This window comes from Arthrobacter sp. Y3221160 (assembly GCF_059092585.1).
On sequence record NZ_JBNHHU010000001.1, the window covers coordinates 2,090,240 to 2,114,981 of the forward strand.

Genomic DNA, 24,742 nt, shown 5'->3' on the forward strand with positions numbered 1-24,742 from the left:
ATGGTGGACAGCTAATTTGAAGTTCGCTGGCCCCTCTGCGTCGGGCACCGCTTCTGGCTGAGATCAAGAACTTCGATCTCAGCCAGAAGCTCGGCACGGACAAAGTATGCACGTTTTCCGCCGCTGCCATGATGTTCGCAGCACCGCCACTGCTCAGGCGTTAAACTGCTCCCCACACGCTAGGCGTTGAGGTTGTTGACGTAGTCGGGTCGCACTTCAGCCGGAACGTACTTTTCATCCATCTTGCGCACATCCTCCAGCGAGGGTCGCACGATCCCCTGGCCCCAGCCGATGTTGTATTCGGTGCCGTGCGTTTCATTCATCTTGTCCATGTACCGGGCGAAGGGAGTGGCGTCGCCAGCTTCCCGTGCGTCCAGGAGCAGGCGCCATACTTCATGGATGCCGGGCAAAACAAACGGCAGCACATCGATGGCCTGGCCCATGGCGGTCAACTCAGCGAGAGTCTTGCGCCCAAGTTGATCGACCATCGGGGCGACGTAGTTTGCACCCGGAGTTTCCTTCAGCACGAGTTCGGCCTGTTCCCACGTGTGGAGTCCCTCGTAGAAGATGACGTCGACTCCCGTCTCGGCACGGTAGAGCTGCCCGCGGCGAATGGCTTCGTCAACGCCTCCGCCTGCGGCACCGTATCCGTCGGTGCGGGCGACGATGACGAAGTCGGGGTCCAGCCGGTCCCGGGCGTCCACGGCGGCGTTCAGCCTTCCGATTGCTTCTGCGTCGGATACCAGTTCAATTCCGGCCACGCCACCAGACTTTTTCGGATTGCGCTGATCTTCGATGTGGATGCCGGCTACGCCGGCGTCGATGAACTCGGCGACGGTGCGCTGGACGTTGACAGGTCCACCGTAGCCCGTGTCTGCGTCGCAGTAGACGGGGATATCGACCCCTCGGGCAACGCGCCTTGCGTGCGCCACGACCTCGGTCTGGGTCAGCCAGCCGACATCGGAGACACCTTCAGCCCACCACGCCGACATGCCGCCAGAGAGCTGAAACGCTTCAAACCCGGCGTGCTGAGCCATCTGAGCGTGGATCGGCAGCGTGCCAAACGGCATGATGAAGGTCTCGGGCCGCTCGAAAATTGCGCGCAGCGCCTTACCTGGGGAACTCAGACTCATGATGCACTGCCTTCCGTGATGCGGTGGTATTTGAACTCGGACATGATGTCTCCTACTTCTTGATGCTTTGCCTGAAAGGGCGGGTTGTTGCGGATCGGCGCTGAGCTATTTGTTGTTGTAGCCGATCGTCACCACGGCATAGACGCAGTCCTCGTCGTAGGGGTTCTTCCAGGCGTGAGGTACGCCGGCCATGACGAGCAGGTCGCCCGGTACGAGCGTGCGCTTCTTTCCGCCGGGGAGTTCGAGATCGACCTTGCCTGAGAGCACGACCTCGTAATCGACAGTGTCGCTCGCATGCATGGCGGGGTCGCCGCCGTGCCCGGTTTCAAAAGTGGGATCGATCTCTTCGATGCTGATGCCTTTGCCGGCCGAACGCGCCGGGAAGCTGTTGACCCCGAAGGTCGAACCGTTGGGCCCCGCCAGTTGCACAGTGCTGGGAGGACGCCCGATGTTCTCTCTGCTGTGTCCACCCTCGATGGCCCAGTAGAAAGCTCCGACGGCAACGTCCGGCACGTCGATAGTTGCCGGGTCGCCGACTTCGAGGAAATCGGTCTCTCCTGAGTCGGTGGTGCCTGCAACTACCAGCCGAAATTTTCGTGGGTCCGGGAAGGTCATCTTGTGCTCCTCAGTTGTGGATGATCGCTTGATTTCTTGTTCGACGCGCTGTCGTTCGAGGCTCGCTGAGCTTGGAATGGTGGTGAGCGTCAGGGTCTGAAGTGCCCGGCTCGGCTGCCTACTGCCGTCGGCGACGGGCCAGTGCAGCCGAGCCGGAGGGGGTCGCGCTTCCGGTCGCCGCGGCCAGTGGCGGCTGGATCAGCACGAAGTCGTGTGTCAGGCGCGAAGTCCGGCGCTGCGCATCAGCGGGAAGATTTGCTCGTTCAGGCGGTCCAGGCCCTCGTCGTAGTCGACCATCCCGATGCAGGTACCCGCGATACCTGCGTCAGAGAGCTTCTGGAGCCCATCGACGATCATCTCCGGCGTGCCTACCAGCGGAACAAGACCAGCTCTCAGGTAGGCCCGGACAGCTCCGTCCTTCTTGAAGTCCTCAGACCGCTTGTAATCATCCCAGTTCATGCTGCGGGCGTCGCCGGATTCAACGATTGCCTGATAGCGTGCGGCGCTTTCCCAGTCTCCCTTTTCCTCTTCGACGTACTTGACGTAGTCCTGCGCTTCCTTCTCGGTGTCTTTGCACACGATATGGACGCCTGCCCACAGAGCGAGATCCTCCCTGCCCGCCTCGTCTGCGTTCCTCCGGAGTTTCGAAACGACCGGCTCACTGCGGTCTACGTCGGTGACCCCGGCAAACAGGACGTTGGCATGGTCGAACGCGAATCTCTGGCCTGCCGGACTCGAGCCGGCGCTCATCACCACGGGTCCGGGCGATTGAACGGGCTTCGGGTACGCCTGCGCGCCCTCCAGCTTGAAGAAGTCGCCTTCGAAGTCGAACTCGTACTCATCACCCTCGTCGGACCAGAGTCGCTTGACGATCGTCATCCACTCGTCCGCCAACTCGTATCGCTTGTCGTGCTCGGGCAGGTCGAGTCCGAACATCTTGTACTCCGGCTGGTGATAGCCGGCGACGGCGTTCAAGCCCATGCGGCCTCCGCTGATGTGATCGATCGTCGCACTCATTTTCGCCGCCATGAGCGGATGGAAGAACGGCATGTGGCAGGTGGCAAAAACCTGAATGTTCTGCGTTGCTGCCGCCACTCCGGCCGCCCACGTGAGCGTCTCGTGCTGCCTGCCCCAGGGCCGGTCGGGGCCCGAAAGCCCCTGCCAGCGGGCGATCGGGATAAACCCCTCGACGCCATACCTGTCGGCTTTTTGAGCAAGACCCTGAACCTCGTCCCAGTTGCCGAGCTTGATGGTGTTCTCGGCCAGCGTGAGGCCGCCCTGTCCGGTAGACACGTTCGCCCCGAACATGGCCATCTTGAACTTGTTCGGGCCGTCCATTATCGGCCGTTGGGCACGTTCAACTGTGTGATCAGCGACGAAGTCACGTTCAACGGTGCGGTCAGTGACGACGTTGGGCGATGTAATGGTCATGATTGTCAGTCATCCTTTCGTAGAGATGCAGAGGGGTTGGTTTTGTTCAGTGCCAGTTTTCTTCGGACCTATGATTGGGTGCCGAAGAGCACCGGTCTCAGGCCCGGGTTATGGGACAGGCATTCGAAGAGTTGGCAGAGGGCAGCACGCGTATCCGACTGCCGTTGATGCTTTGTCTTCATCGGCGCCGTCTAGAGTCGCGATGCATCTCCGAGGGCGTGCCAGGACCGGTTGTGGTAAACCAGTGGCCTTCCGGGCACCCCGTCACCGGACAAACCCGGTGACGCTTCAAGCGCCTCAACAGCTACGATGGCCGATCCGCCGGCAGCCATAGAGTTCACGATCCTGCCCCTGATCCAGGCCTGGGCCATGGGAAAGTAGGGTTCTCCGGTCTCAAGCCGCGACCACTGGGAGGTGTCGGCAAACCGGTCGATTCCGCTGGTCGCGCAGAGTTTTGCAAAGTGCACTTCATCCGCGCTGAGCAGGTGCACAACGACCGTGTCTGCACTGCGAATGGTCGGGGTGCTGGACGAGAACTCAGAGACTGAGAAGGCCAGAATATTGGGTTCCACGCTGGCCGAAATCACAGACGTTGCGGTCAGGCCGACCGGCCCGTCGCCGGCATCGGCTGTGATGACAGCGACGCCGCCTGGATGGTTGCGGAACGCGGACTTGAATTCCTCGGCCGTAATCGCCGGCCTATCGATTTCCACAAATTGAGTCCCCCCTGAAGCGCTGCTGACGGCCGAGGCATTGCTGATCATGCTCACCGGATCTCCTCTTGATGTAGTGCGCCGGCTTGAGCGCCGGTCCCGTTGAGCACCAACTCTAGGAACATTTGTGATGCAAGTGACATGGTAAAGAAGGCCAATAGCATTGAAAATGAGGCCAGTATGGTCGGATTCTTGTCGTAGCTGATGCGAAATGGGAAGCTTCCATCGGACCGGTACACCTGTCCTCCTTCAGCACGGCAGGCGCTCCCGGATTAGTAGCCGCTCGACTCAACGAAGAAGACCAGATGCATACCAGAACCGTTCCGCCCGACACCCGGACGGACACGCCATGGGCAGGAACGGCTCCCCGGTGGCGTCACTGGGCTCCTTTGGCCGGCCGGCTCCCCTCCCAGGCAGGTGGACGCGGCTACCTTGGGGGCTCTGAACAATCGGCCCCGCTTCCATACGTCGGCGGCAAAAGGGGGAAGCTGTGAAATTAAGCACGTATCAGAACCTGCGACTGCCGAACTTCAGTATTCACACACTGCGTGGACTGCTCGAAGAAGCGGATCTCGACTGGCGGACCGCACTTGCGAATGCGGAAATTGACCCCGACGCGGTGAACCGCCCGGGAGGCACTATTCCTGCACGGAAGGAACTGGCCTTTCAGCTTCAGTTCGTCGCGCTCACAAAAGATCGTGTCGATCTTTGGGTGCGAGCGGCGCAATCCTACACACCGGGCTCTTTCGGCGTCCGCGGACTGGCGTTCGTAACGGCGCCGACCGTCGAAGCATGGGTGGAAGTTGCCACCGGAATGGACTATGGCCCCGGGCTCATGGAGATTGTTCCTCTGCGGACACCGGATGGCGCGGTGACCGGGATGGAGATCACATACCCCGAGGCCCCGGCAGAGTTGATCCCGTTCAGCGTCTACCGTGACTTCTGTTCCGTCGCCCGTACCCTCGCGTGGCTGTACGGCAGCCTTTTCCCCTTCACCCGGGTCGAGTTCCCTCTCCCAGATGTCTCCCCCGAAGTTTTGACGTACCTCCCCTGCAACGTCGACTGCGGCACCGAAACGTTGCGGCTCTGGTGGGACTCCGCCGTGTCAACACACGAACTGCCCTTCGGTGACGCCTTCCAGCACGAGTCATGGATGAAAGCCGATACCCAGATTCTCGATGCCCTCAGGGCGACCGGCGACTGGCCAGGCACCGTCGCGAAGACTATCAGGGCCTCGCCCGAGCTGAACCGCAAACTGGCCAATGTGGCCGTGACGCTGCGGGTCTCCCCACGCACCCTGCGACGCAAGCTCGAAATCACGGGTCATGACTTCGCCCAGATTCGGGATGAAACCCTGAATGACATCGCCACCGATCTGCTCTCGAATACCGATTACTCCGTAGCACGAATATCCCGCATTCTGGGCTACACAGACCCAGCCAGCTTCACCATCGCCTTCAAACGGTGGAGGGGGATGCCACCGACGGCGTTCAGGGAGGCTTCCCGCTACAGAAACAACATCAGCTCCGGGGCATAGGCTTGCACGGCCCGCGCTCGACCGGTCGCAGGCCAGGCTGGAGATGGGCTGGCGTGCAAGCAATACCTCGGTCGGTCGCGTCTCAGTGGGTGTTTTTCCCGCTCGCTTGAAGAGAGCGCGTTCGGCTTCCTCGCCGGGCCGATCGGCTTCACCGCGAACCTGCTGGTCCAGCCCTTCAAAGGGGTGCTGTCTCCCATTGACAGCCGGACCTAGCAGGCCATCACGACCGGATCGGCCGAGCTTCCGAGACGCCCGTTCACGCGGGGGAACCGGTTCCGCCTGCTGCGCAACGTCCTGGACCAAACCGCCCACGGAAGATCCGGCCGGCAGCTGAGGCGAACGTTAAATCTTCGCGGAGCTTTTCTTCACCACTCCTTGCACCGCCGTATGGTCCCGGTGTCTGACCACGGCGGACGAATCACTGATCACGCCCCTGTGCGGGCGTCCCATTAACCGGCGGGCCAGCGCGACACCGACGAGGGATCACGTAGCGTCGGTACATGACACAAGTTGCAATGCCTCTTGCTGCCAGGGACCGACTTCTTAATCGATTCGGTGTGGCGGCCGCGTCCTGGATCGACGACTTCGGAGCGATCGTGAGCGGGCTCTGCCAGAAGTGGGCACTGGACCCACGCACCGTTCACGCGGGTGGAACAGGCGCCGTTGTCGAGTGCGTATCGGCCGAGGACGGAACGCGGCGCGCACTCAAGCTCTCACCTGACCGCGGAATAACAGAGCAGGAGGCTGCCGCGTTGAGGTACTGGGCAGACGCGAACACGGTGGTCGATCTGATGGACGCGGACACCACGCACAGCGCGATTTTGCTCGAGTGGCTCCCCGAGGCCACCCAGCTGACCGCCGACACCTGGGACATCGCCGAGGTCGAGGATCTCATCGCTGATCTCTTCTCGCCGCGGACACCTCCGCCACCTGATGTTCCCCTCGCTCGTGAGCGCGTGGAGTTCGTGTTCGAATTGTGGGATCGCCGCCGCCGGTCCCTCCTGAACTCTCCCATCGACGACAGCGTGTGGCGTCGATCGCACGCTATTGCTTTGGACATGGCGGGTGAAGGTGAGTCCTTGCTTCACGGCGATCTGCACCTCGGCAATCTTCTGCGGGTCCACGACGGTCGCGGGATCGTTGCGATCGACCCACGCCCTTGCATCGGCGATCCGGCGATGGACCTCACTGACCTCGCCACGATTGGAGCGGCCAGCGAAGCGGAGATCCGCAATCGATGCCGGCAGCTTGCAGACATCGCTGATCCAGTAGACGCAGACCGGCTCTGGCTCTGGTGTCGCACCTTCGCCCCGCTGGCGGCAGTCTCACTCGCCCGCCGTACCGGCAAGACCGAGGAACTCACCCTCATGCGCGACCTCGCCTTCCCGCGCTGAGCGTCACCAAGGAAGGCGCCCGTTAGCCGGTCCCCCACCGCGAGACCTCCGGCTCCGCTCCTTACGGGAGAAAATCCCGAAAAACTAGGACCGCCGAATCGCGCATACCCCGCCCGCAAAAAGGCCCGTCAGGGCACCTTTTGCGGATCATGGCCCTCAGCCTAACCGTCGCTGCGCGGCCACCGCGGAAGCTTTTTTCAGGCGTCCTTTTCCGGCCCGGGAATATCTGTTCGAAGGTCCCGCAGGATCAGTGAGCGGGCCGGTTCCCGGAATTCGGTCACCACACCGTATTCGTCGTCGAAGAGTGCTGTTGCCGTGTACTCCTCGTCCTCCCTGTACACCAGGGACAGCAGCACTCCGCCTCCCACGCGCTCGGCCCCCGAAATCCGCAGGTCGTCCGCATAGCCGCCCCAAATGCGCATTTTCAGCGGATAGAACGCCTGGACAGCCGACGGCATCCAGTCTGAACGCTGGTGCCCCAGGTCCCCGGAGGCCTCCCCGCGGTGGAAAACCAGCCCCTCCTTAGGACTGTAGGAGATCGTCTGGTCGTCCTCCTCCACCCTCCAAGAGTGTGCCCGGTCGCTGACCCGGACGCATGAGAACGACCGCCGGCCCGTCTCATCCGTTTCCTCCACCGTGGCGAACATCGGGTACCGGATGTCTTCGCCGCGGATTACAGAAAGCATATGCAGCAAGGCGCCAAAGCCTGCCTGTCCATCCATTGTTACCCCCCTGTACCCCTGATTCCGTCAGTCCACTAGGGACAAAGTAAGCGGATCCGATCGCCCTGGCTAGCGAAGGCCAAGACGGCTTATGCGGGTGCAAGGTGCCCGCTTAGCCCTTGAGCACCGGATGATCCCCATCCCGTGGCCATTGTTTGCATCCTTGCCATGGCCTCCCGTGCCTGCTCCAGTCCGCCAGCGAGGCGTTGATCGCGGCTCGGCTGTCGGGGTGTTCCTAGCTGCCCCTCCGCAGCGGGCACAGAAGTGCTAACGGCTGGGTGCGGACATTAGGCTGCTCGTGTGCGGAGAACGCGAAACAGGGAACCGGGGGCGGTCAGTCGGAAGCCGATATACGTCGAGACCTTCGTTCGCGCGCCCTTCAACAAATTGTGGGAACTGAGCCAGAACCCCGAGCAGCATCCCCGATGGGACCTGCGGTTCTCCACAATTACGCCGGTCAGCACCGGCGATGACGGGCTCACACATTTCCGATATGAGTTCAGGCTTCCCTTTCATACAATCAGGGGAACGGGAGTTTCCTTGGGCGACCGATTCCGGGCCGACGGACAGGCAACATCTGTACTCAAATTCTCCACCGGAGATCCTCTATCGCCCATCGGACCTGGTTCCGGGTACTGGCGCTATATTCCAACGGACCGCGGGATCCGATTCATCACCGGGTACACCTACCACCCGGGCATGGGCATGGTCGGCCGGCTTCTGGACCGCCGCTTCATCCGGCCGGTTCTGGGCTGGGCGACTGCGTTAAGCTTCGACCGGCTGCGTCTGTGGGCGAAACCGGCCAGGACCCTACAACAGCACGCACCAGATGGGTCCTTGACGCTGCCGCCCGGGCGGCCGCCCTCACCACGGCAGCCGTCTCTCTTCGGCATGCTATGGCTCAACCAGGTCGTCACGGCACAGCCGGCTTCGCACTCGCCGCGGCAGCAGCGGCCGCCGTCCTGCTTCCGGCCCACCTTACGGTGCCGCGCGCGGGACGATGCCTGCGCCGCCCGCCAGCCATGGACGCTGCCCGGGCCCCCTCCACACTGGCTACGCTGCCTGCTCCACAAAGTCTCCCAGCCCGGCCCGAAGGAAAGCGAACAACCAGATCATGAGCTCGATCTTTATGAAGGCCATAAGAGATGACTTTCAGCGGCTTCATCCGATGCTGCAACGACGCTTCGGCGTCAGCGTAGACGCAGGCTATGCCTGCATCGGTACCGGCGCCTTCGCCGAAGTGCAGCGCGGAGCTTGGTGGACAGTTCCTTTCCTGCGTCTTGGCGCGTTCCGCAACATCCTCTTCCCCGACAGCGGAAAGAACGTTCCCTTCACGATCGAAAACTACCCCTACATTGACGGTCTAGGCCGGGAAACCGTCACCTTTGTCAGAACCCTTCAAGTCAGTCCGCGACGAGAGCGCCGCTTCAACGCCACCATGATCTACAGTTCTGAACAAGACCGGATCATCGACTACCTGGGCACTCACCAACACCTCGCCACAGGGCTCGACCTCAGAGTTCTTCCCGATGGTTCCCTGCATCTGACCTCTGGAGCACAACGCTTTTACGAAGGCTTCCTCGGGTTCACCCTTCCGGCGACACTCACCGGCACCGCCGAACTCCACGAGACCTACGATGAAATACGCCAGGTATTCACAGTACGGATGCAAGTTCATAATCACCGCTTCGGGTTCCTCTTCGGATACCGCGGCGAATTCACCTGCGAATTCCCCTCCGCGACATCCGCAAGCTTCCCCCCCGCACCTGAAGCCCGTCCGGGAAGAGCTACGTCAGTAGAAGCGCCGGAGCTCTTCAACCCGCGCACACCTCCGGTCGCCAGATTGCCCGGTGGACGTCACCCGAGCGTTCCTCTCAGATGCCGCCTACAGGGCCGGCCAATTCACGGAAGCGCCCAGTTGAAGTACACCCCAACCTGACGTCCGGAAGATAGCTGAAAGACGTCAGGATAGGGTTCTAATCTGCGATTCCTGAAGTCTTGAGGCTAGAGTCATAGATTTCACTCTGACATCTCAATAGACGTCGCTGCTTCAGGACCTACAACCGCCCTGTGGGACAGGCAGCCACCGGTTCAAAGGCTGTGCAAAAAACCGACCTCGTGGATTAGCAATCACTGGTCTGTCTACGTGTAGACGAGAATGAGGGTCAACTGAGAGTAAGTGCAGGACGCGAAGGGATGCGGCATGACGAGTCCGGCTTTACCGGGATGGCCCAGTAGTGACCGCGGATATCGTCGATCCGAGGTTACGTCGGTTGTGGGACGAGGCGACGCCAAATGGGAGCAAGCCGCTTTCGATGTGCTCCGATGGAAAGTGAAAACCGCGAGTGGCTTTTCTGTAGATGCACCGGGCCCGGTCTCGCAAGGTGACGACGTGATTGTCACAGCGAACATTTGCGGGGTCACCGTTGTTGAGCCGGTGGAAGTCGTATCTGTTGTACAGGAGCCAGATCGAGTTGGCTTTGCCTACCGCACGATGCCGGGGCATCCTGTTCGTGGTGAGGAAGCGTTTATCGTTCACCGTCACGGCGACGAGGTTCAACTGACGATTCGCTCGCTCACGCGCGCGGCTCCACAGCAACCGTGGCGATTGCTGTACCCACTCCTTCTAATCGCACAGCGGGTCGCGCGAAGGCGATACCTACGTGCGCTCCGATAATCGGGGTAAGAAACCCCGAAACCACGAGAACCGATCTTCTCGAACTAAAGCCGCGTCGGACCTTCCCTGCAGCCATCGGTCATTTATCAGGCTGCGACGCGGCCATTCAAGATGAGGGTAAGGCAGAGTACGGTCAGCGTATGGAAGCTCACCCGATAGATCCGCGTGATCAGACGTCCGAGGTCGCGAAACCGACGTACCGTGTCTATTTCTGGGCAGAGGACGGTAGCGCGAGCGAGGAGTGGGAGCTAAGCGGCGCTGACCTTGACGAGGTACTCGAGTGGATTCCATCGCGATCGCGTGGACGCTCGCACAGCCTCTGGGCAGTGGCCCGAACGCCAGGCGACGTCTGCCATGTACGTCTTCGAGGCATCGACCTCGATACAGAACGCGGAACGTGGCCAAGCTGGGCGAGGCAGGTATACCGGTAAGCCATGGTCATCTGCGCATTAGTTTCCTGCACGCAGGCGGGGCAGATCACTACTGATGCCAGCTCAACCGGCCACGACTTAGCTTCCACCTGTTCCAGCCAAACAATAGTTAGGCATTCTCCATGTTCAGGTACCGGTAAACGGTGGCGCGGCTGACGCCAACGATCTTGCCGATGTCAGCGGGTTTGAGACCCTGGGCCTTCAGCTCATGGGCTCGCTTCACCTTTCGGTCGCCTGCCGTGACTTCCCGCCGTCCCGCCCTGCGCCCGTTGGCGGCAGCTGCAGCCATGCCTGCCTTGGTGCGCTCGGCCAACTGGTCGCGTTCGAGCTGGGCGAACGCGGACATAACGGTGAACATCGCCTTGCCCATGGCGCCTGTGGTGGTGATGCCCTCGGTCAGTGAACGGAAGTGGACACCCCGTTCCTCAAGGTCATCAATGAGCGCCAGCAGGTTCCGCGTGTTGCGGCCCAGCCGGTCAAGCTTCCAGACGACCACTTCATCGCCTTCTCGGAGGTGCTCCAACATCTTGTCCAGCTCAGGACGCTTGGCCCGTGTGCCGCTCACCCCATGGTCCGTAAAGACCCTCTTGCAGCCGGCCGTTTTCAGCGCGGCATGTTGAAGGTCCGTGTTCTGGTCAACTGTGCTGACCCTGGCATACCCGATACTTGCCACTGCCGTCCTAAGTCACATCAAAGGTTTATTTTAATGTTCCTGAGACTAGCAGACGTGAGACGTATTGATGAGACGAGGGGGTTGTCTAGAATCCGCGACTTTCTCTCACCTCCAGAAATGGCGGCAGGGGAAGACCTGCTGTCTCAGCAGACGGTCCTTTGATGAGAGACGGGGGCAAAGCTAAGTCCCCACACTTGTCCCCAAACTTTGGGTTAGGCCGTGTCTTCAGACGATGCCGCATCGGGCATCAGAGCAGCCTTGACGATCCTTACTCGGTCCGAGGAGACAACGCCAAAAGCATGCTTCTCCAGGATCGCCAGAGCTAATGCCTTGACTCTCTCCAACTGCGGTCCGTCAATTGCACGTTTGTTCCCGTGAACGAGTTTGCTTCGAATGCCGTAGAGCCGTCCGAGGGGCTCCTTTATGACTGGTTCACCTACACCAAGGATCTCGGCGAGGGTCCGCCGCAAGGGAGCAATGTTCGCGTTCTCACCCAACTCGAGCGATTCAAGCACGAGCCAGTAGGCGATGAATCTCATCACGGGGTCGGCCTGGGATTCAGCCACCCAGTACCACTGAGAGGCGACCCTCATCTGCTGACGAGCCTGGTCAGAAGCGCCCGTAAAGCGGTCTACCTTGGGTTTGAGTGCATGGAGGATTTCCGCCGCCTCCAATACTTTAAGAGTTGCTTGGGATTCGAGAGAAACCGTCCGGCCTCCCAGCAGTCGGTTCCAGTGCCAATCGCTGTGTACTTCACCGATTTCCTCAGTAATTAATGGGCCAAGAACGCGTTCTCCGTACAGAAGGTCCAGCATCACAATCAAAGGCGAAACGGCGGCTCTTCCGGCGGCTACCATTTGTTCATATTGAGTCGGAACGTCGGTATCCAAGATGTATAGGAACTCCACGTAGTTCCCCACCGGAGTCTCACTCTGGTCTGCTCGAATGTTCACCTGGACGTTCTGCATGAACTCGTAGTCGAAGGCGTCGCCTTCATTCTTTAGCTTGCCCCACTCAGGCAACAGGAACTGCCCTGGTTGCCGGGCAGATAAGGTTCCTTCAAAGACGGGTTCTCCCAGAACAACCGCATCGTTGCCGAAGACCAGTCGCAAGTTGCCCATCTCGATATTCAAGCGCGGGATGACCACCGTACGAATTGTCTTGTAGACGACTCGGTATCCGGGCGTGCCGCAGCCCGGAGGATGCTCTTCATCGGACATTTGCCAGCCCCCGAAACTCAGAGGCGTAGGCGTCTCTGCCTGTGGTTCCCATGCAGCAATGAAGTCATCAAGTCCCTGGACGCGGTCATCAGGGATGGCCGCACTACGTCCACCCGTCCCTGTCACTCGTACGCCCGGGTCGCCGTTTTCCTGACTTACGTCCATTTATCCCTACGTCCTCTGATCCGGCGCCGTTAGGAAACCAGCACTTCAGATGGTGCACCTACCCCGATGGCGGCCGTCAGCGGCCGCGTGTGTGAGCCGCATCAATTGAGCGGTGCGCCGCGCGCCATGTCGAATTGGGTGCCGTAGCGATTAACCTAACTGACAACAAGCTCGAACTGAACATGGTTAAGGACGAAGCGCCGATAACAGCGCATATGTTCGTAGGGGTGTCCCCCGGGCGGCATTCTCCGCGTGCACGAACGAGTCGACTATTGTGACGCGGAACGGGACCGCAGTCACAAGTGTGACGGGAGTCGGTGGTAAGACATTGCACAGGGATGGTTGTTAGTTGGCGGGCAACTCGTCCAGGTGGCGGTGAGCTTGTCTTCCCCGAAGGCGACGTAGGGCGGGGGCCGGCGGGCGACTTGGGTGTGGGCCTCAGCTGTGCAGCGGCGGAATGATCCGGTACGGAACACAGGCGGAGACAAAACCGCACAGGCCAACGACGGCGGTACAGAAACAAACGGGCGAAAGCGGTGCTGCGAGGGCATATCTACGAGGCGGTGCCGGCAACTGGAGCCTGCGCAGGCCAGGCTTTGCCGCCCGTTCACCCGGGCGTGGCGGAACAGGGACCGGTCCGTCATGCGGAAGTCCTAGCTTGAGGGATTGCTTCCAACAGCAATCACCCTGGCGAAAGGAATCTGTATGTCTTCCCCTGTCTCCCGGCGTCGTCGTGCCCTGACGGGCGGCACCGCCCTGGCCTTGCTGGCACCGCTTGCGTTTTTCGGCGTGCAGATCGCTGCGGCGGATCCGCCGGAGCACTCCAGCGCGGAGGGCAGCCCGCCGGCCCATGCCGCCGCCAAGGGTCGCGGGGACAAGCCCGTCGATGATGCGGTGGACCCCACGACGTACGTCGGCGGTCCCGAAGTCGTCACCGAGGGCGAGACCGGGGAGGATGTTTTGGATGGCGTGGTCTTCGATGACGCCAACCGGAACTCGGTCCGGGATAAGGGCGAGAAGGGCATCTCGGGGGTGACGGTGTCTAACGGCCGCGAGGTGGTCCAGACCGATGCCAAAGGCCGCTACGAACTGCCGGCGCAGAACAAGGACACCTTCTTCGTCACCAAGCCCGCCGACTGGGACACCCCGGTCGATGAGAACAACATCGCGCAGTTCTCCTACACTCACGCCCCCCAGGGCACCACCGAGCAGGAGTTGCGCTTCGGCGGCCTGGAGCCCACCGGGGAACTGCCCGCCGCGGTGAACTTCCCGCTGACCAAGAACCCCTCCTCGGCCGGCGAGGACATTCGGTGCCTGGTGCTGGCCGATCCGCAGGCCTACTCCAATCAGGAGATCTCCCACGCGCGCAACGGCGCCCTGCGGGAAGCGGCTGCCTATGATGCCGCCGACTGCGGCGCCCTGCTGCTGGGCGATATCGCCGGCGATGACCTGGGCATGTACGACCGGGCGAAGGAGGCCCTGGGCCTGATGGGCATGCCCGTGCGCGCGATCCCCGGCAACCACGACCTGGACTTCGATGCCACGGACGCCCGGTGGTCGTTCGATACCTACCGGCAGCACTGGGGACCGGAGAACTACTCCTACGATGTCGGCGAGGTACACGTGCTGGCGCTGAACAACGTGAAATACCCGTGCACGCCCGAGGACGACAACGCGGACGGCAAGCGGCCGGCCTGCGAGGACCCGGCCGGCGCCCCGGCGTACAACGGCCGCCTCGGGGAAGACACCCTGGCCTGGATCAAGAAGGATCTGGCCACCGTGCCCAAGGACAAGCGCGTCGTGGTCGCCACGCACATCCCGCTGGTGTCCCACTCCGGTGCCGACAGCGCCCAGCACCAGACCGACGACGTCCGCACACTCTATGACCTCCTCGAAGGACGCGAGGCCTTGTCCCTGTCCGGCCATTCGCACTGGGTCGAGTCGATGGCCGAGGGAGATTCCCTCGGGGCGTGGGAGGAGGCCGTTGGGGTGAAGGCGGTGCCGTTCGACCACATCGTCGCCGGCGCCGTGTCGGGAGACTGGTACGCCGGGGACTACGACGTCGACGGCCAGCCGATGAGTTTCCAGGGCGACGGCGCGCTGCCGGGCTTCTGGACCTTCGACTTCTCCGGCACCGATTACCGGCACGCCTTCCATGCCACCGGCCGGGACGGCGACCAGATGGGCCTGGGCGTGAGCTCCCCGCACTACCGCCACTGGGCGCAGACCCTGATCGACTGGCGCGACGAGCACCCCGTCACCTGGGAGAACAAGCACAAGGACGCGGTGCCCCCGCTCACCCTGGGGGATCTCGGGGACCAGAACATGATCACCCGCGAGGACCTGGACGGAGGCACCTACCTGACCGCCAACGTCTGGGCGGGCACCACCGACTCCACCGTCACCGTCTCGATCGACGGCGCCGAACCCGTCACCGCGGAGATCACCCAGCCGGCGGCGGGTGAAGAGGTGCGGCGCGGCGTCGAGTGGTCCGACCCGTCAGCGCTGATCCGCCAGCTCACCAGCGCCCGGATGTCCTATCAGTCGACCTCGGGAAACCCGGAGGCCCAGGGCCTGCACCTGTACAACGGCCAGGTCTACGGACCCTCCGCACCGCGCCCGGTGGAAGGCAACCTCGCCGATGGGTCCCCGCACCTGTGGCGCATCCCGCTTTCGGCCGACCTCGAGAACGGCATGCACCTGGCCGAGGTGGTCTGGACCGACCGCTACGGCAACAAACACACCGAGACCCTCGCCTTCGAGGTCGTCGACGAACGGCCACAGCAGAGCTTCCGGCTGGACACCTTCGGCGAGGACGTCGTGTGGTGATAGTTGAATGCCGCTTGCGCTAGTCCCGCGGGTGCCTGCCAGCCGTGCTCACAGGAACGCGGGGGCCACGGCGAAGACGGCGGTCAGGACGTGCCGTCGGCGGCGGGAGACGTCGTGCATTAGCAGCGGCGCGTCTTCGTAGGGTACGACGTCGGAGATCAGGTGCTTGCGGATTGTGTCACCGTGGGTGCCGAGCAGCTTGATGGTTTCGGCCGAGAGCCGCGCCCGGTCCCACTGTCCCGTGAGGCCGCGGGGCACCCTGCCGATCTGCGCGCAGCGCAGGTTGAGCCCGTTGTGGTGGAATTCCTCGCCCAGCCGTACGGCGTCGGCCCCGCTGGTGTAGAAGGCCAGGTCGATGATGCTTCCCTGCGGGCGGGCCGCGCGGAGGGCGGCGTGGAGCGCTTCGGGGCGGCCCCGGCATTGAAAGACGACGTCGGCGCCACGGTCCCCGGGACCGTGGCGCCATCGTGTTTTCAAGATTTTGCCGGGGTCGTCATTCAGGTCGAGGGCCAGGAAGCCCAGCTCTTCGGCCAGCTGCCGGCGGCGGGGGTCGGAGTCAGCGACGGCGACTTCGCGCGCGCCGAGAGACCGGGCAAACAGGGCGGTGACCAGCCCGATGGGCCCGGCTCCGGTGACGAGCACCAGCCGGCCGTCCACGCCGTCACCCAACGCGCGGACCAGGCCGCCGGTTTCATCTGCCGCCGCGTGCAGCAGGCCGTTGGCACAGATGGGCCCGAAGTGTGCGACGAAGACGCCCAGCAGCGGGTCAAGGTCGTCGGGCAGCGGCACCAGATGCTCGCGCAGCGGGTCGGCCACATGCGCGGTGGCGTGGCCATAGGCCGTGGCAAGGATGTCCCCTTCGGCGAAGGCCGGGGTGCGGGATTGGGCGACCCGGGCGACCTCCATGTAGCCCAGCCGGCGGATTGGATAGGCGGCCTCGGCCGAGTCCTGCAGGAACAAACCGAGCTCGTGATCCAGGCGGGACCGCAACCCGGGGTGGTCGCCTTTGACGAAGGCCAGTTCCGTGCCGGCCGACAGGCCGGTGACGAGGGTTTCGAGCAGGAGCCCGCCGTCGGGGACTTCGGGCAGCTGCTCCTCGACAATCTCCAGGGCTCCTGCCGCAGGAATGACGAGATTGCGCCGGTTCCTCATGGCGCTGCCCCGGCAGTGGCCGGCCGCTCTTCCGGCAGCTTCACCGGCAGCCCCGTACGTGCCGATTCGGCAATGGCACAGCCGAGCCGGTGGCTGCGCAGGGCCTCGGCATAGGGTGCGCGGGTGCTTTCCCGTTCACCGCGGACTGCTTCGATGAATTCCCGGTCGACCGCGATGCGGGGGTCCTCGGCACAGCCCAGATCCGTGCGCGACGTGCCGTCGAAACTGCTCAGGCCGGCCTCGGACAGCTCCAGGTACAGGCCGCGGCTCACAATGTGCAGAGCCGCGCGGTGCTTGGCGGCCAGCACCGAGGTCGCCGCCAGCGTGGCAACGGTCCCGCTGGCAAAGCGGACGGTGGCCGCGGTGGCGTCGTCGACGTCGTCCGGCTCCGGCCCGTCGACCGGCGGATGCCCGGTCTCCGTCCCGCGCACCCCGGCGGCGTAGACCTCGACGGCTTCGCCGAGCAGGAAGCGCGCGGTGTCCAGGACGTGGGTGAGCTGCTCGACCACCTGACCGCCGGAGCGGTCTATGCGCCCCCACCAGGGAACCGGCGGCCGTTTGTCCAGCCAATAGCCGTTGGCCAGCAGGGCCGGGGCCTCCGCGAGCAGGCCGCGGGCATGTCCGACGGCGTCCATGCAGCGCCAGTGGTAGCCGGTGCCGGTGACGACGCCTGCCGCTTCCACGAGCGCGCCAATTTCCTCCGCGGTTTCCCGGCCCAGGCCGACCGGCTTTTCCACGAACAGCGGCAGTCCCCTCGAAAGCGCGGCCCGTTCACCGGGCCCGTGCGCGAACGGCGGAACGCACACGTAGACGGCGTCCGCTTCCGTGCGGTCGAGGGCCGTCTCGGGATCGGTGAAGGCCGGGGCGTCCACTTCACGCCCCAGCTTCTCCGCCGCAGCCGCATGCGCGTCGGTGACGCTGGTGATCCGGGCGCCAAGCTCCTGCAGGACGCCGACGTGCCGCCGCCCGACGGAGCCGGCCCCGATCAGGGCTACTTTCACGCTCATGTGGCCTCCTGGAGGAGTTGGTCGTACAGGCGCAGGTAACTGGCAGCCATCGCCTCGGGTGTCCATGCCGCTGCCGCGTCGATGCAGTCCTGCGGGCGGATATCGTCCAGTTCCTGCAGGAACCGGGCCATTTCCTGCTCATCGGCGGCGAGGAAACCGGTGCGGCCGTGGTCCACCAGCGAGGGCAACACTCCCAGCGGTGTCCCCACCACGGGGATGCCGCGGGAGAGGGCTTCCACTACCCCGGTGGCGCCGGGTTCGGCCCACCGGTTGGGGGCCAGCAGCACCCGGGCCGAGCGCAGGACGTGTTCCTTCGCTTCGCCGTCGACTCCGCCGATCCAGCGGTACCGGCCGCCGTCGAGCAGCGGGCGGACCTCCTCCCGGAAGTACGTGGCGTCCGGGTGGGAGGCCAGGTGCGGGTCCCCTGCGGCCAGCCGACGGTCCAGCTCTGCCGGGTCGTTGATTCCGGCGACGGGACCGGCGAGTACCAGCGGCAGGCCGGCCAGGCGGCAGATCCTGAGCGCGGCGTCCTGCCCCTTGTCGCGGGTGATGCGGGCCAGCACCAGGGCGTGACCGGCGCTCTCTGCGTGGACGTCCAGGGCGGGCGGAGCGGCCAGCGGGACGACGCCGATCGTCTGGCGCTGCAGCGCTATTGGTGCGCGCTCCAACTGGGACTGCGAGACCGCCGCGAACCGGATGCGGCCGCGGCCGTTGAAGGACGAATAGAACGCGCCGTGCTTGGCCAGGTCCCAGTGCAGGGTCTGCAGCACCGGCGGCGCAGCTTGCCCCATGGCGGCGAACACCGCCGGTCCCACCACCTCGAGGTGGTCGTGCACCAGGTCCCAGGCGCCGCCGTCGTACATGGCCTGCACAACGCCGTGCATATGCGCGTGGGCGATACCCGAGACCTGGTTGTAGGGCAGGGCGATCGAGGCGAACTGGGGTTCGTCGAGCGGGCACAGGTAGGCATCGGCCTCGATGGTGCTCGGACCCACCGTCGCGAGGGTGACATGCACCCCGGCGCGGCGCAACTCCGGAATCAGGGTGGCGACCACCGTTTCGATGCCCCCGTAGCCGCGTGGCGGGACAGGCAACCAGGGGCCGGCGTTGATGAGGATCCGCACGGCTCAGGCCACGTGCCCGGTCGCGAGCCGGTACTGGCCCACGTCCAGCATCGCCGGACGTTCGGACACCTCAACGGTGCAGGTTTGCCCGACGTAGTCCTCCCCCTGGCGCATGAACTGTGTCAGCTCGACGGCGAGAGGAGCAGCCGGGGCCAGGCCTCGGCGGTGCAGCCGGGCCTGCACGGTGAGCTGGATCTGCAGGGCCATCCGGGCCAGTTCGGCGTCAGTGGAGTTGCGGTGGCAGCGCTCGCCCAGGTCCACCTGGGCCATCCCGTCCAGGCCCACGGCTTCCAACACGTCGATCAGCATGCCGGTTTCCACCCCGTAGCCGGAGACGAAGGGTATGCGTTCGAGCAGGCTGCGCCGGCCGGCATATTCGCCGGCCAGCGGCTGGACGATCCCGGCCAGTTCGGGCCAGTACAGGTTCAGCAGGGGGCGCGCCACCAGTTCCGTGACCCGGCCTCCGCCCGCCGGCATGATTTTGACCCCGTCGTCGAGCGGCCGGTCATAGTAGCTCTTGACGAAGTGGGTCCGAGGATCGGTTAGCAGGGGGCCGATCAATCCGACGGCAAACTGTGCATCGAACCGGCGCAGGTCCGAGTCCATGAACACCAGAAGGTCGCCGCTGGAGATGGCCAGAGATTTCCACAAGGCTTCGCCCTTGCCCGGAGTGCATCCGGTGCCGGGCAGAATCAGGTCCTGGTGGACAACCTTCGCGCCGGCGGCCGCGGCCACGGCGGAGGTGTCGTCGGTGGAGTTGGAGTCGATCACGATGATCTCGTCCAGCAGCGGTACCGCCTCGACAAGTTCCCTGCGCAAAGCGGTCACGATCGACCCGACCGTCTCCGACTCGTTCTTGGCCGGAAGTACCACGCTGATCCGCTGGCCGGCCTTGCGCTTCACGAGTTCGTGCCGGTCGAAGCTTTTGCCTTGATAATTTTTCGCGGAGAACCACTCCAGAACGTCTGCCCGCATTCCGGCTTCCTCTCATCGAGCGCCGGTTCATCCCCCAAGGCCGGCTGTCGGTAGGATCAAGTCGAAGCCTACGGGGCCGGATCCTGCCCTGTGAATAGTTTCCGCGAGATTGGCAGGGACGGCCGGCCCCCAGAAAGGGCTGCGGATGCCGGTGCACACGGGTCGGCAATGTCTGCGCGAGGCGGCGGCAGTGAGGAGAATTGATGCAGCAGCAGGTCCCCGCCGGCGGCGGCGTCCATCGGCCCCGCCTGGTGCTGTGGCGGCACGGCCAAACCGACTGGAACGTGTTGGAAAAGGCCCAGGGCCATGCCGACATCCCGCTCAATGCGACCGGCCGTGTCCAGGCCAAACAGGCTGCCCGGCTGCTGGCAACGTTCCAACCCGATTTCATCTGGTCCAGCGACCTGGAACGCGCCCGCCACACTGCTGCAGAGCTGGCCGCGCTAACCGGGCTGGAACCGGTGCTGGACAAGCGGCTGCGCGAGTACCATGTGGGCATCAGGCAAGGCACCACCTTTGCGGAGTTCCGGGAACGGCATCCGAGCATCTACGAGAGGTTCTTCAGCGAGGAGAACTACCGGGTGCCCGGAGCCGAACTGCCCTCCGAGGTCAACGGGCGGATGAAGTCGGTCATCCAGGACGCCGCCGCAGAACTGGCCCCGGGCGGCACGGGCGTCCTGGTGGGACATGGCGCCGCCCTCCGAAGCGGGCTGTTGGCCTTCTTCGACGCGCCGGCCCACATGCGCGAGATGTTTGCCGGCATGGCCAACTGCGCCTGGACGGTGCTGGAAAAGCACCCGGACCGCGGGTGGCAGGTCGTCGACTACAACGCCCAAACCCTGCCCGATCCCTCCTCGGCACTGGCAGACGAAATGCCGGCCGAACACGATGGCCAGGGGTAGGATCCGGCCGGGCGGAATCGCACAATCCGGCGTCTTTGCGCAACTTCGGCAGGCTGGTTGGCCGATGGTGCCTCCGCATAACGGTTGCCTGTATGTTGGATAGCTTTCTCGGCGCAGCATCCAGCAAGTCCCGCTGGCCTCCGCAAGCTTCCCTATGGACGGGGTGAATGCTGGAACAAGCTTTTCATAAGAGGACACGTGCAGAATACGCCCTACGCCGCGCATCATGCCGGCGCGTCCACGGCCGGTGTGACCGGCGAACCGAGGGAGACGGTAAGAATGGCACGCACAACCGGGGTTTACGCAGTGCTCCTGTCCGCAATGCTGATGCTCACAGCCTGCGGAGGTGAAGCAGCCCCGGAAGGGACCGCCGAGCCGGCCACGTCCCCTACCGCCCAATCTCCGCAGACCACCTCGGCGGCCAAAACATACACCAACGACGACCTCAAGGAAGTGATCGCGGGTCTGGAAGACGCGCAGGGCCAACAACTTTCAGTCGTTCCGGCGGCACAAATCGATCAGGGACTCACGGCCGCGAAGGAATTGCTGGCGAACGCGACCATTACCCCTGAAGCCTGTTCCATGTTCGCGACCGAACAGACCCGGATACCCGATGGCAGCACCTACGCCGCCGGAGCCAGCCACTCAGCCGAAGAAAAGTCTCAGACCGTCATCACCCTCGTCGCCGTCAAAGACCCGCAAGTCGTCGCCGAGCAGCTCGAACAAGCACAAGAATCCATGCAGCAGTGCGCCGACTTCGAAATCGAAGCGGAAGGACAGAAAATCAGCAGCAAGATCACCCCACTGGACGTGATCACAGACGGTGAGCAGTCCCTCGGCTCCATCACCACCCAGAAGTTGCCGAACGGGCAAAGCCAGAAGGTCATGTCCGTAGCCGGAACGCAAGGATCCCTCGCGGCCACCGCAGTGAAAATCGGAGTCGACATCGAGGAAGAAGCTCAGGACGAACTCATCAAACTCGTCAACGACGCGCTTGCCCAAAGCGAGTAACCAACCATCTGCATAAAGGAGAATATGACCTGGATGGGTCGCCTTAACCTAACTACGGGCTCCGGATATCGTTACACACAGCAAACCAGGTGACGAGGTCAGAACCGGACCCAAGCATATTCGGAGAGCGCGCCCTCCGGCATTCCAGATAGCTTGGATAATCTCAAGCTAACTCGAAACGCGGAGGAAAAATCATGCCAGCAAGAGATGTCCTAAGCCAGGAGCAAATCCAAGCAAATCTGCTCCAGTTGCCGGAATGGCGTTACGGTTTGGGTGCTTTGCGGACCGCAGTTAAATGCGAATCATCCGCAGCTGCCTTGGACTTGCTTTCCGCCATTGGCCGGCTGGCACAGGAATCCGACCACCACCCTGATGTGGACTGGCGGTACGACACACTGTTCATCACGCTCACTTCGCATGATGCCGGCGACAGGGTGACGGCGCGTGACGTGACGCTGGCTCGTTCAATATCGCGGCAGGCCCAAGCCACTGGCGTCACGCCCCTGCCGGAACTCTTGCGAACAGTGGAGATAGCCATAGACACAGATGCCTCGGAAGCCATTTCGGAAGTCTGGCGGACGGCACTGGGCTACAAGAGGCACGAAGACGGAAGCCTGATCGATCCCTATGGCAGGGGTCCGGCCATTTGGTTTCAGGAGTCCCAGCGTCCGAGCGAGAATCGTTTTCACCTGGACGTCACCGTCCCCTTCAGCGAAAGCAGCTCGACTCTGGATGCCCTGGTAAGCGTTGGTGCAACACTCGATGATGAACATGCGCCCATGTGGGTAGTTGCCACTGATGCCCAAGGCAACCGGCTATGCATCAGTACTGAAGCCGGACGCGGCGACTAGACGCGTAAATTCAGGCTGCCTCGGCAAAGGGCGGCAGCCTGACCTTCCTGTCAGCCGCAGTCGCCGCCACCGCCCCCGACATCTCCGCCGTAGGCAGTGGCTCCGAAAGCCCCCGTGCTGGCTGCATCCGTGCTAGCAGGAGCCCGGGCACCCTTTACTGGTCGGCGGTCGGCGCGGGCACCCAATACCACCCAGGCGATACATGCCGCACAAAGGATGCCAACAATGATGGCGAATTCCATACTTGTCTCCTGTCGTTGAGCTCAGAGTATGGGCGGAATAGGCTTAGGGCAACAGTTCCAGGGCAAGACAATTCAGTGACTGGTGCGCCCGCGGGATGAGGCCAACGTCGGGGGCAGCATTCGGTCGGCCACCATTCCGGTCACCATTGAAAATAGCGTTTTGTGGAGGACGTCCACGGCTTTCTCCTCGGCGGGCCAGGTCTTTGGTGGTGACCCGGCACCGGTGGCGTTCTCAATTGTTTGGTCAAAGCCCAGTCGCATCACGGTGTGCCATATATTGGCGTGCAGTCCGCGAATGCCCGTGGCGGCCCACACTCCTCTCAGGGCGCCGAGGCTGGCACCGGTGAAGTAATGCATCAGGTGATTCCACAGGAGGGGCTTGGCATCGTTGGCGGGGCAGATGGCCATACCAGAAGTCCCGATAATCAGGGGGCCTCCCCTGCGGACCGCGAAAGCCATGGCTAGCGAGTTACCAAAACCGTAAGCATACTTATAAACACGGGCTTTTGAACCCAGAGTTGCCCATAGCGGGCATCGGGCCTACATCGAGGAGGAGCTTCGATGCGCATCAAGGATTCCGTCGTTGTGATCACCGGTGCGTCAAGCGGAATAGGCCGCGCCACTGCCCTCCGTTTCGCCCAGAAGGGCGCCCGCGTCGTGCTCGCGGCCCGCCAGGCACAGGCTTTGGAAACGCTTGCCGTCGAATGTGAACGGCGCGGGGCGCAAGCACTGGCAGTGCCGACCGATGTCAGCGACGCGGCCGCCGTGCAGGAACTCGCGGACCGAGCGGTAACACGCTTCGGCAGAATCGACGTCTGGGTCAATAACGCCGCGGTCAGCTTTTTCGCTCCGTTCCTGAAGGCACCCGTCGAGGACTTCCGGCGCCTCATCGACGTCAACGTGATGGGCTACGTGCACGGGTGCAGGGCCGCGCTAGCGCAGATGCAGCAGCAGGGAGCGGGAGTGGTCATCAACGTTTCCTCCGTCGTGGGGGAAATCGCCCAGCCCTACACCTCCGCCTATTCGATGTCCAAGGCCGCCATCCGCGCCCTGGGCGTTAGCCTGCGCTCGGAACTGTGGCTCACCGGCAGGAAAAACCTCAGGGTCTGCACGCTTCTGCCGGCAACCATCGACACCCCGTTCTTCCAGCACGCCGGTAACTACACCGGCCGCAAGGCCCTTGCCATGCCGCCTGTGTACACGGCGGAACGGGTTGCCAAAGCCATCACCGCGCTGGCGGCCTCCCCTCGCGCGGAAGCCGTCGTCGGACCGCTTGGACGGGTCATGGCCTTGCAGCACAGGCTCACCCCGCGCTTGATGGAAGGCGCCATGGCGGCCCAGGTTAACAGGACACATCTTTCGCGCAGCGAGCCAGCGCCCACGACCGCGGGAAACCTCTACTCGCCTCAGCCCTCGCACCCGAAGCCAGCAACGGGAGGCGGCTGGCACGGAAGAAGAAAAACCGCGCTGCGCAGGACAGGCGCCACCCTGCTCGTCCTCACCGCCGCCGGAAAGCTCACCAGCACGCTTGCCCGACGCTACCTTGGTTCCGGTGGACCAGGAACGCGGACCTCGTGATCTCACCCGCGCACGGCTGACGCCCCTGTCCCCTGACTGCTCAAACCTCTAGGCGGTTCGACGGTGAAACCGTCTTTTCCGGCTTGCACTGCTCGTCCCGCCCTAAACCAGAACCGGCGCGGCCGGTCAAGAGCTCCTACTTCCGGCCGGCATCAGTGAACTCCTGATCGACGGGCCCGGCACGAGGTCAACGCGCCCGGGCGATGTCGCCCCCCCGACGAACGACTGACAGCAACGTCCGGATCTGCCGCCAACCGGAAGGAACGCACTCCCGGAATTCGACACTTGGCATGGTCCTTGGTGTGATGGAGACGGAAGAGCGAAAAGTTGACACATCAACTATCCGCGCTAGAGTAGATG

22 protein-coding genes are annotated in these 24,742 nt (G+C 63.4%); 9 read left to right on the top strand and 13 right to left on the bottom strand.

The genetic code is table 11. From position 1 onward, the window contains the following. Positions 1-179: 179 nt before the first annotated feature. The 5 genes from AC5RWG_RS09775 to AC5RWG_RS09795 all read right to left on the bottom strand — a co-directional run bounded on the left by AC5RWG_RS09775 (position 180) and on the right by AC5RWG_RS09795 (position 4,131). A complete protein-coding gene (locus AC5RWG_RS09775; RefSeq protein ID WP_494166839.1) occupies positions 180-1,133 on the bottom strand; it encodes an isocitrate lyase/PEP mutase family protein in 954 nt (317 codons plus the stop codon). A 105-nt stretch (positions 1,134-1,238) separates the two neighbouring features. Further along, positions 1,239-1,748 carry a cupin domain-containing protein gene (locus AC5RWG_RS09780; RefSeq protein WP_494096815.1) on the bottom strand — a complete coding sequence of 170 codons (510 nt, stop codon included), beginning with the start codon at positions 1,746-1,748 and terminating at the stop codon, positions 1,239-1,241. 216 nt (positions 1,749-1,964) lie between these two features. Continuing rightward, positions 1,965-3,179, bottom strand: a complete 1,215-nt coding sequence (locus tag AC5RWG_RS09785) for an LLM class flavin-dependent oxidoreductase (RefSeq protein WP_494166840.1) — start codon at positions 3,177-3,179, stop codon at positions 1,965-1,967. 191 nt (positions 3,180-3,370) lie between these two features. Next, entirely contained in the window at positions 3,371-3,943 is a 573-nt protein-coding gene (locus AC5RWG_RS09790) for a flavin reductase family protein (RefSeq protein WP_494167114.1), read from the bottom strand. A 2-nt stretch (positions 3,944-3,945) separates the two neighbouring features. Further along, entirely contained in the window at positions 3,946-4,131 is a 186-nt protein-coding gene (locus AC5RWG_RS09795; RefSeq protein ID WP_494166841.1) for a hypothetical protein, read from the bottom strand. A gap of 251 nt (positions 4,132-4,382) precedes the next feature. On the opposite strand from AC5RWG_RS09795, the gene AC5RWG_RS09800 reads away from it, so the two are divergent. Next, a complete protein-coding gene (locus tag AC5RWG_RS09800) occupies positions 4,383-5,429 on the top strand; it encodes an AraC family transcriptional regulator (protein WP_494166842.1) in 1,047 nt (348 codons plus the stop codon). A gap of 500 nt (positions 5,430-5,929) precedes the next feature. Beyond that, positions 5,930-6,823 carry an aminoglycoside phosphotransferase family protein gene (locus tag AC5RWG_RS09805; protein WP_494166843.1) on the top strand — a complete coding sequence of 298 codons (894 nt, stop codon included), beginning with the start codon at positions 5,930-5,932 and terminating at the stop codon, positions 6,821-6,823. A 197-nt stretch (positions 6,824-7,020) separates the two neighbouring features. Here the strand turns inward: AC5RWG_RS09805 and AC5RWG_RS09810 are convergent, their stop codons facing one another. Next, positions 7,021-7,545: a hypothetical protein gene (locus AC5RWG_RS09810; RefSeq protein ID WP_494166844.1), complete on the bottom strand. Its 525-nt coding sequence runs from the start codon at positions 7,543-7,545 to the stop codon at positions 7,021-7,023. Between the two features lie 1,114 nt (positions 7,546-8,659). On the opposite strand from AC5RWG_RS09810, the gene AC5RWG_RS09815 reads away from it, so the two are divergent. Beyond that, entirely contained in the window at positions 8,660-9,484 is an 825-nt protein-coding gene (locus tag AC5RWG_RS09815; RefSeq protein ID WP_494166845.1) for a DUF4166 domain-containing protein, read from the top strand. 264 nt (positions 9,485-9,748) lie between these two features. Next, on the top strand, positions 9,749-10,222 hold the full coding sequence (locus tag AC5RWG_RS09820) for a DUF1990 family protein (RefSeq protein ID WP_493967187.1): 474 nt from the start codon (positions 9,749-9,751) through the stop codon (positions 10,220-10,222). 540 nt (positions 10,223-10,762) lie between these two features. Here AC5RWG_RS09820 and AC5RWG_RS09825 read toward each other — a convergent pair. Both AC5RWG_RS09825 and AC5RWG_RS09830 read right to left on the bottom strand, forming a co-directional pair. Beyond that, a complete protein-coding gene (locus AC5RWG_RS09825) occupies positions 10,763-11,326 on the bottom strand; it encodes a recombinase family protein (RefSeq protein WP_494166846.1) in 564 nt (187 codons plus the stop codon). 212 nt (positions 11,327-11,538) lie between these two features. Next, positions 11,539-12,711: a hypothetical protein gene (locus AC5RWG_RS09830; RefSeq protein WP_494049239.1), complete on the bottom strand. Its 1,173-nt coding sequence runs from the start codon at positions 12,709-12,711 to the stop codon at positions 11,539-11,541. Between the two features lie 705 nt (positions 12,712-13,416). Here AC5RWG_RS09830 and AC5RWG_RS09835 point away from each other — a divergent pair. Continuing rightward, the gene (locus tag AC5RWG_RS09835) at positions 13,417-15,540 is read left to right on the top strand and encodes a calcineurin-like phosphoesterase C-terminal domain-containing protein (RefSeq protein ID WP_494074858.1); all 2,124 of its coding nucleotides are present in this window, start codon (positions 13,417-13,419) and stop codon (positions 15,538-15,540) included. 48 nt (positions 15,541-15,588) lie between these two features. Here AC5RWG_RS09835 and AC5RWG_RS09840 read toward each other — a convergent pair whose 3' ends face one another. The 4 genes from AC5RWG_RS09840 to AC5RWG_RS09855 are packed head-to-tail and all read right to left on the bottom strand — an operon-like array spanning position 15,589 to position 19,798. Further along, complete coding sequence (locus AC5RWG_RS09840) at positions 15,589-16,692, bottom strand: zinc-binding dehydrogenase (protein WP_494166847.1); 1,104 nt, start codon at positions 16,690-16,692, stop codon at positions 15,589-15,591. Beyond that, on the bottom strand, positions 16,689-17,699 hold the full coding sequence (locus AC5RWG_RS09845) for a Gfo/Idh/MocA family protein (protein WP_494166848.1): 1,011 nt from the start codon (positions 17,697-17,699) through the stop codon (positions 16,689-16,691). The genes AC5RWG_RS09840 and AC5RWG_RS09845 overlap by 4 nt, the downstream gene beginning before the upstream one ends. Continuing rightward, positions 17,696-18,823, bottom strand: coding sequence for a glycosyltransferase (locus tag AC5RWG_RS09850; protein ID WP_494166849.1), 1,128 nt, complete (start codon positions 18,821-18,823; stop codon positions 17,696-17,698). The genes AC5RWG_RS09845 and AC5RWG_RS09850 overlap by 4 nt, the downstream gene beginning before the upstream one ends. Before the next feature lie 3 nt (positions 18,824-18,826). Next, positions 18,827-19,798 carry a glucosyl-3-phosphoglycerate synthase gene (locus AC5RWG_RS09855; protein WP_494074854.1) on the bottom strand — a complete coding sequence of 324 codons (972 nt, stop codon included), beginning with the start codon at positions 19,796-19,798 and terminating at the stop codon, positions 18,827-18,829. A 203-nt stretch (positions 19,799-20,001) separates the two neighbouring features. On the opposite strand from AC5RWG_RS09855, the gene AC5RWG_RS09860 reads away from it, so the two are divergent. The 3 genes from AC5RWG_RS09860 (at position 20,002) to AC5RWG_RS09870 (ending at position 22,562) form a co-directional block, all read left to right on the top strand. Next, positions 20,002-20,700, top strand: coding sequence for a histidine phosphatase family protein (locus tag AC5RWG_RS09860; protein ID WP_494166850.1), 699 nt, complete (start codon positions 20,002-20,004; stop codon positions 20,698-20,700). 279 nt (positions 20,701-20,979) lie between these two features. Further along, positions 20,980-21,711 (top strand): hypothetical protein, encoded by a 732-nt coding sequence (locus tag AC5RWG_RS09865; RefSeq protein ID WP_494109576.1) that lies wholly within the window; start codon positions 20,980-20,982, stop codon positions 21,709-21,711. A gap of 194 nt (positions 21,712-21,905) precedes the next feature. Continuing rightward, positions 21,906-22,562, top strand: coding sequence for a 4a-hydroxytetrahydrobiopterin dehydratase (locus AC5RWG_RS09870; RefSeq protein WP_494013503.1), 657 nt, complete (start codon positions 21,906-21,908; stop codon positions 22,560-22,562). Positions 22,563-22,876: 314 nt separating this feature from the next. On the opposite strand, the gene AC5RWG_RS09875 is transcribed toward AC5RWG_RS09870, so the two are convergent. Further along, on the bottom strand, positions 22,877-23,212 hold the full coding sequence (locus AC5RWG_RS09875; protein WP_494013502.1) for a hypothetical protein: 336 nt from the start codon (positions 23,210-23,212) through the stop codon (positions 22,877-22,879). A gap of 153 nt (positions 23,213-23,365) precedes the next feature. Here AC5RWG_RS09875 and AC5RWG_RS09880 point away from each other — a divergent pair, with 153 nt between their 5' ends. Beyond that, complete coding sequence (locus AC5RWG_RS09880; protein ID WP_494166851.1) at positions 23,366-24,382, top strand: SDR family oxidoreductase; 1,017 nt, start codon at positions 23,366-23,368, stop codon at positions 24,380-24,382. Positions 24,383-24,742 lie beyond the last annotated feature (360 nt).